Here is a 7,786-nt window from a genome sequence, read left to right on the forward strand (position 1 = left end):
TTGCTTCTTGTGTTGCCCATGACCATTACTAAACGTCATCTACCAAAGTTGGTAAGTTTTGCTAAAAATCCCAGTCTTTCCCAAAAATTAATGCTCATTGGGTTAGCCATTACCTTGTTCTTCATTTTCCTAGCTTTCTTTGCGCCTGTACTGCAATCTTGGGGATGGCTACAAAATCCGAAAGAATTTCTCTCGAACCCTATACAAGAAGCACCATCAGCTAAACATTGGTTTGGTACTAGCCGTTTAGGACATGATGTGTTCTCTCGGACGATATTTGGCGCACAAGCGGCTCTGCAAGTGGTGATTTTAGCTACTGCACTGAGTATGATAATTGGTGTACCTCTGGGGATGCTGAGTGGCTACCTTGGTGGTAGGTTAGATAAGGTATTGCTGTTTTTGATGGATAGTATCTACACCCTACCAGGACTACTGCTTTCAGTGACACTGGCGTTTGTGGTAGGACGAGGGATATTAAATGCTGCGATCGCTATTAGTATTGCATATGTACCTCAATATTACCGTGTCGTCCGCAATCATACGGTTAGCGTCAAAACAGAAGTGTTCATTGAAGCGGCTCAAGCAATGGGTGCTTCTACTTGGGTTGTGCTTTCTAGGTATCTATTCTTAAACGTCATTCAAAGCGTACCTGTACTCTTCACTCTGAACTCCGCCGATGCAATTTTGGTATTAGGTGGTTTAGGCTTTTTAGGGCTAGGCTTACCGGAAGAAGTTCCAGAATGGGGATACGATTTAAAACAAGCTCTAGAAGCCTTACCTACAGGTGTTTGGTGGACTACCCTGTTCCCTGGTTTGGCGATGACTTTTATGGTGGTAGGGTTATCACTACTTGGTGAGGGGTTAAATGAATTTGTCAATCCCCGATTACGAGGAGAAAATGGAAACCGGAAATAGTCAACCCCTTATAGGGAATTCAAAATCCTGCCCTCGAACGAAGTGAAGGGTCAAAATTCAAAACAAGAACTCTTAATTTTGAATTTTAGCGTTTTGAATGGGATACATAACTTTATTAATGATTGAGAGATTAGAGTGAAAGATAACATTTCTTTAATTGCGGCGGCGGCTGGTGGATTTATGCTTTCGGTGGCTTTGGCTGGCATTTTACGCGGTGCGCCAGTTACAGCTTGGCAAGAACACTCAAATGTTCGTTCTAATATTGTCACTGATTTAAGAATCACACCTAAAAAGACCGATAACTTAGAATTTTTTGGTCGAGAAACACAAAAAAGCTAATATGCTTTTGTAAATTACCCCAAGTCGGGGAATTTCTGATCAGCTTAGTCAAAGCTAGCTGAGAGTTTGCGGTGTGAGGATGGAAAAGTGGGGAATTCTCAAGTAATTGGGATTGACTTGGGGGGAACAGCGATTAAATTAGGGCGATTTAGTCAAGAGGGTAGTTGTCTGCAATCTTTGACTGTCGCCACTCCGCAGCCTGCGACACCGGAGGCTGTGTTTGCTGTTATGGTAGATGCGATCGCACAAATTGACCCGGATAATCAAACTATAGCTATTGGTGTGGGTACTCCTGGCCCGGCTGATGCTACAGGACGCATTGCTCAAATTGCGATTAATTTACCAGGGTGGCAAAATATACCTCTGGCCGATTGGTTAGAAGCTAAAATTGGCAAGCCGACTATTATCGAGAATGATGCTAATTGTGCAGGTGTCGCTGAGGCTTGGTTAGGTGCTGGCCGCCAATTTGACAATTTTATTCTGTTAACCTTGGGGACTGGTGTTGGTGGTGCAATTATTCTCAATGGCAATTTGTTTGTGGGACATCAAGGTGCGGCTGGAGAATTGGGGTTAATCACACTTCAACCAGATGGGCCAATGTGTAAGAGTGGTAATCAAGGCTCTTTAGAACAATACACCTCAGTCAAAGCTATTCGTCGCCTGACGGGGAAAGAACCTGCGGAATTAGGAATGCTGGCGCAATCAGGAGATGTCAAAGCTTTAGCATTTTGGGACGAATATGGCAGATATTTAGGTATTGGTTTAACTAGTTTAATTTATGTTTTAACACCAAAAGCGATTATTCTTGGTGGTGGTGTTAGTGCTAGCTTTGAGTTTTTCGTACCATCTCTCAAAGCAGAAATTGCACAGCGCGTCATGCCAACATCTCGCGCTGGGTTACAAATTCTTCCAGCACAATTAGGTAACTCAGCAGGTATGGTAGGTGCTGCTAAATTAGCATGGAAACTAATTCGTAATTCGTAATTCGTAATGGGCTGCGCTTAGAGCGCAGCTATGCCGCAGGCTTTACGTAATTTGTAATTACCAATAATTAATGACTGATGACTAGTGACTAAGAAAAAGAATAGCCTGTAGTCTTCTGCACGTATTGTAATACTTTATTATATGACTCTGGGTTGCTTGCAGGATTAATAACGATGGGGATAGTACCATCAGGCAACCAAAAAGTTATCCTGCCGTTGGTTTCTTGACAAAAGGAACTAATACAATTGAGGTTAATTACATATTCGTTTCTTTCATAAAAAATTTTTACCCAATAGGCATTTTCTACTTCCAACCCCGTTACTTTGTCTAGATAATCTAGAATTTTTTGATAATCTGCTAGATTATTTTGGGGGATAATCACAATGGGAATAGCACTATCAGGCAACCAAAAGGTAACTCTGCCGTTTTTTTCATAACAAAAGGCATTAACACGGTCAAAATTGATCACATATTGTTTCCTCTCATAAATAATTTTTACCCAGTACGTCACAACCTCTCCTCAAGTCCCAAGTTTATGAATGATGCTTACCCTGTATTTCATGAAGTCTACTAATACTAATTGGAAAATGATTGTGATAGATAGACTTGGAATGCTATAGTCAATAACTATTTTTCTCCAAGAAACTACGCTAACAAAATCAGGTTGGAAAAGTTTGCTCAACAGGGGGAAAACCCGCACAGCAACGCCAGTTAATTGCAGATGGTAAATCCGTCCAATATACTGACTTAACTTTTCGCACAATCTCAAATCCAAAATGGTAGACTTCCTAAGTTAATGTTGTTGTGTGTAAATTCAAAATGCCAAAAATGGATTTTGAATTTTGGATGGTAGATGCCCTTTAGCTACTGTAGGGTATTGAGAATTGTTTAAGATACCTCTACAGGTGTTTGAAAATTAGCAGTGGGATGATTGCGAGCGATCGCAGCCTGCATGAAGCCTTTAAATAAAGGATGGGGGTTGCTAGGGCGGGATTGGAACTCTGGATGGAATTGACACGCGATAAAAAATGGATGTTGCGGCAATTCTACAATCTCTACTAAGCGTCCGTCAGGGGAAGTTCCACTGATTACATAGCCAGAATCTAATAATAACTGGCGATATGTGTTATTAAACTCATAGCGATGGCGATGCCGTTCATCAATGACTTCTGCTTGATATAGCTGGGATGCCAAACTATTGGGGAGAATATGGCAAGGATATACACCCAAGCGCATTGTTCCGCCTAAATCTACGACATCTTGTTGGTCTGGTAACAGGTTAATAACTGGGTAATTAGTAGATGGATCAAATTCTGCACTGTTAGCAGCTGTTAAATCGCCAACATTTCTAGCCCATTCAATGACAGCACATTGCATTCCCAAGCATAAACCGAGGAAGGGGATTTGGCGATCGCGGGCGTATTTAATGGCGGCAATTTTGCCATCTACCCCACGCGTGCCAAAACCTCCCGGTACAAGTACACCATCTACCCCTGCAAGGTATTTTTCTGCTGATTCGATTTCCAAATCTTCTGAGTTCACCCACCGCAGGCGTAAATCTCCGTGTGTGGCAAAGGAAGCATGACGTAGTGCTTCAACGACAGATAAATAGGCATCACTCAGCCGGACATATTTACCAACAATAGCGATTTCTACAGTGTGTTTGGGACTGTATAATCTTTCTACCATCGTTTGCCATTTTTCTAAATTTGGCTGGCGTTGTTCCATCTGCAACAAGTCTAGAGCTTGTTCTGCCAGTCCTTCTCGTTCTAGAATTAGTGGGACTTCATAGATACTGCTAGCATCTTGGGCAGTGATGACACACCCTACAGGCACATCACAAAACTCTGACATTTTTTGCTTTAATCCCATTGGGACGGGGCGATCGCTCCGGCATACTAAAATATCAGGTTGAATGCCGATGGATCTCAGTTCCTTGACTGAATGTTGCGTCGGCTTGGTTTTCATTTCTCCCGCCGAAGCAATATAAGGTACTAGGGTAACGTGCATATACAGCACATTTTGCCGTCCTACCTCTTTGCGTAGCTGACGAATAGCTTCCAAAAACGGTAGTGATTCAATATCGCCTACAGTACCGCCAATTTCCGTAATCACTACAGATGGGTTAGTAGCTTGAGCAACTAATAAAATCCGTTTTTTAATTTCATTAGTAATATGGGGAATCACCTGTACAGTGCCGCCATTGTAGTCACCACGACGTTCACTCGTAATTACAGCTTGATAAATTGAACCAGTCGTAACGCTGTTGAGCCGCGACATCAAGGTATCAGTAAAGCGTTCGTAATGTCCCAAGTCTAAATCGGTTTCTGCACCGTCTTGGGTAACAAACACTTCCCCATGCTGAAAAGGACTCATTGTGCCTGGATCAACATTAATATATGGGTCGAGTTTCAAAATCGACACTGAATAATCGCGTGATTTGAGTAAACGGCCCAGACTTGCTGCTACAATGCCTTTGCCAATACTGGAAACCACACCCCCAGTTACAAAGATAAACTTAGTCATAGTAGTTTGAGTTGCCATCGACTGCTAAAAATACCTTCCGAAAAAACATCCCGACATTGTGCCACAGTCAGATCAATTCAAAATTCTTGCATTCAAAATTCAAAAATCCACATTTTACAAGGGGTTTATGAATTTGAATCTGTTGCAGAATTTTTGTGAATTGGTATGACATAGTGAATTATCTGTGATCCTGCTGTGAAAAAATTCCTACTCCCAGTAATCTTAAGCTGCTTTATCTCCTCCTCTGTAGCATTGGCAGAACCTAATCCATCTCTGAAAGTTGTTTATCCCCCAACCAACCACCAGACTAGTGCAGAAAAAATCTTTTTTATTGGCACAGCACCACCTAATGGACAAGTTCTCATTAATGGTACGCCAATTACCCGCAGTCAGTCTGGCCATTTTGCGCCAAGTTTCCCGTTAAAGTTGGGAGAGAATATTTTTGAGATACGTCACCAAGATCAAGTGCTTCAGATTAAGGTGAACAGAATCAGCACCCAGCCTGAGATACCCCAAGGGTTAGCCTTTGCTCAAGGTTCTCTAACTCCAGTCGCCGACATTGCCAGACTACCGGGAGAACTAATTTGTTTTAGCGCAGTCGCACCCCCTAACGCCAGTGTCTCTGTGAAATTGGCAAGTCAGACTGTGGCACTTTTGCCTCAACCACAACAGGCACAACTACCCAGCAATTTGGCAGCCTTGACGGGGCAGAATCAACCCACTACCCAGTCTAGCGTGGGAAAATATGAGGGTTGTACTACATTTCCAGCACCTGCTTCTGATTCCTTTACCCAAATTGTCGGCAATAACATCATCTCTGGTACTGTTGTCCCAGATTCACGTCAAAATATCGATCTGGGTCAACCGGAATTTCAACTCAGGCTGAATGGTAAGACGATAACTCAACCAGGAACTGGCAAAATTACCATCCTCTCACCGGCGCAGTTACCAGTGGCAGAGGTGACAGTAGAGGCTGGTGTGGCTCGTACTGGTGCTAGTACCGATCATTCTCGACTTACTCCACTACCCCAGGGAACACGGGCAACTGTCACAGGAAAAGAAGGTGAATGGTTGCGTTTAGACTATGGTGCTTGGATTAATAGTAAGGAAACCCGCATTTTACCAGGAGCTATTCCGCCACGCTCAATTATTCGCAGTGTCGGATATCGAAGACTTCCCGGTGCAACAGAGATGGTTTTCCCCCTACAAACTCGTGTACCTGTGAGTGTGCAACAAGGCAATAACTCTTTTACATTGACACTCTACAACACCACTGCCCAAACTGATATCATTCGCCTGGATGATGACCCCCTGATTTCTCGCCTAGATTGGCAACAGGTAGCCCCAGGACAGATTCAATACACCTTCAACCTCAAAAAAAATCAACAGTGGGGATATAAGCTGAGATATAACGGTACAACCCTGGTTTTAGTTTTGCGTCATCCGCCTGTTATCAAGCAAAATAAGCAAAAACCCCTATCTGGTATCAAGATTCTACTAGATCCAGGGCATGGTGGTAAAGAATTTGGTGCAGTTGGGGCGACTGGATATTTAGAAAAAGATGTGAATTTGGTTGTTTCTAAGCTGTTGCGGGATGAATTAGTTAAAAAGGGTGCAACAGTTGTGATGACGAGAGAAACAGATCAAGACGTTTCTCTGCCAGAGCGTCAAGCAATTATAAATCGAGAAGAGCCAGCGATCGCACTTTCGATTCATTACAACGCTCTACCCGATGCTGGTGATGCGGAAAATACTAAAGGTGTGGGTATGTTTTGGTATCATACCCAAGCTCATAGTATTGCTATTTTTATGCAAAACTATCTAGTAGAGAAACTCGGTAGACCTTCCTACGGTGTATTTTGGAATAACTTAGCATTGACACGCCCCGCCGCCGCGCCGTCAGTATTATTAGAGTTGGGCTTTATGAGCAATCCCAATGAATTTGAGTGGGTGAGTAATCCCCAGGAGCAGAAAAAGTTAGCCAAAACTTTAGCAGATGGAATAACTGAGTGGTTTAGAAGCGTTAAATAGCATATTTGAGCAACGTGCAACGTAAATAAAAATGTTGATGGTTGACGGTTGACTGTCGGGAGTTGATTATGCTGAAAAATGCCAGAAAATATCCAACTGCTATCTTGACGACTCTAGCTTTGATCGGGATTGTAATCAGTACAAATACTCAAGCGATCGCTCAAACTCCATTAAATCAGTCTTCATGCACTCCAAGATTCAGATAGTAGTGTTCGCGCTCATGCTGCTAATGCACTGGGAGAAATTGGCACACAAGCAAAAGATGTTGTTCCGGCTTTGACTAATGCACTGAAAGACCCAGATAATGATGTGCGTATTTATGCGGCTTATGCTCTAGGAGAGTTTGGTATGGAAGCAGAAGCAAAAAAAGCTGTTCCGGTGCTGATTAACGCACTCCAAGATTCAGATGGTCGTGTTCGCGCTCATGTAGCCTATGCGTTGAGCAGAAGAATTGAAGATTATGTCCGCACTTTAATTCTGGCTCTACAAAATCCTGACCCTCAAGTACGCGCTCAAGCGGCTGATACTTTAGGGAAGCTTAACCGTTATGCAAAAGATGCGTATCCGGCGGATCTGTTTGAAGATGTTTATCTGGCTCTGAATAACGCAAGCAAAGATCTAGATAGTTATGTTCGCGATCGCGCAGTTTATGCGATTATTAGCCTGGAGGAGAGAGAAGCCACAAGTGTATTTTTAGTAAAAAAAGCAACATCTACTCATGTCAGCAACAACCCACCGATTATGTGTAAAATCCCAGTAATCAGGTCTGTACTGAGATGGAAATGCCCCTCAGTAGTATGGTTGAATAGTTGACTCACTTGGTAGGGTGCATCAGTGTGTGAAAACCTCGCTACACCAGGAAATTATTCATACTGACGCACCCTACATTTCGCATATTTTTTTAGTTGGAAGTCTCTAAATAACTTCTAAGAGAACTCCACAAAAAAGATGATCCAAGTTCAACCAAATCAAAGCGACTTTTCTTGCCCCC

7 protein-coding genes are annotated in these 7,786 nt (G+C 42.8%); 5 read left to right on the plus strand and 2 right to left on the minus strand.

Going from position 1 to position 7,786, the window contains the following annotated elements; genetic code table 11:
- The first annotated feature begins 18 nt into the window (after positions 1 to 18).
- The 3 genes from VB693_RS24240 (at position 19) to VB693_RS24250 (ending at position 2,238) form a co-directional block, all read left to right on the plus strand.
- Positions 19 to 915 (plus strand): ABC transporter permease, encoded by an 897-nt coding sequence (locus tag VB693_RS24240; RefSeq protein ID WP_323268500.1) that lies wholly within the window; start codon positions 19 to 21, stop codon positions 913 to 915.
- Positions 916 to 1,050: 135 nt separating this feature from the next.
- Entirely contained in the window at positions 1,051 to 1,254 is a 204-nt protein-coding gene (locus VB693_RS24245; protein WP_190695597.1) for a hypothetical protein, read from the plus strand.
- 87 nt (positions 1,255 to 1,341) lie between these two features.
- The gene (locus tag VB693_RS24250) at positions 1,342 to 2,238 is read left to right on the plus strand and encodes an ROK family protein (RefSeq protein ID WP_323268502.1); all 897 of its coding nucleotides are present in this window, start codon (positions 1,342 to 1,344) and stop codon (positions 2,236 to 2,238) included.
- 88 nt (positions 2,239 to 2,326) lie between these two features.
- Here VB693_RS24250 and VB693_RS24255 read toward each other — a convergent pair whose 3' ends face one another.
- Positions 2,327 to 2,749, minus strand: coding sequence for a hypothetical protein (locus tag VB693_RS24255; RefSeq protein WP_190695604.1), 423 nt, complete (start codon positions 2,747 to 2,749; stop codon positions 2,327 to 2,329).
- 377 nt (positions 2,750 to 3,126) lie between these two features.
- Positions 3,127 to 4,764, minus strand: coding sequence for a CTP synthase (locus VB693_RS24260; protein WP_323268504.1), 1,638 nt, complete (start codon positions 4,762 to 4,764; stop codon positions 3,127 to 3,129).
- 195 nt (positions 4,765 to 4,959) lie between these two features.
- Between VB693_RS24260 and VB693_RS24265 the strand changes: the two genes are divergently transcribed.
- Together VB693_RS24265 and VB693_RS24270 are read left to right on the plus strand one after the other, a co-directional pair.
- A complete protein-coding gene (locus VB693_RS24265) occupies positions 4,960 to 6,795 on the plus strand; it encodes an N-acetylmuramoyl-L-alanine amidase (RefSeq protein WP_323268503.1) in 1,836 nt (611 codons plus the stop codon).
- Positions 6,796 to 6,969: 174 nt separating this feature from the next.
- The gene (locus VB693_RS24270; protein ID WP_323268505.1) at positions 6,970 to 7,608 is read left to right on the plus strand and encodes a HEAT repeat domain-containing protein; all 639 of its coding nucleotides are present in this window, start codon (positions 6,970 to 6,972) and stop codon (positions 7,606 to 7,608) included.
- Positions 7,609 to 7,786: the final 178 nt, after the last annotated feature.

Origin of the sequence: Anabaena sp. UHCC 0399 (assembly GCF_034931465.1) — a bacterium.
In the GTDB taxonomy this organism is placed as follows: domain Bacteria; phylum Cyanobacteriota; class Cyanobacteriia; order Cyanobacteriales; family Nostocaceae; genus Trichormus; species Trichormus minutissimus.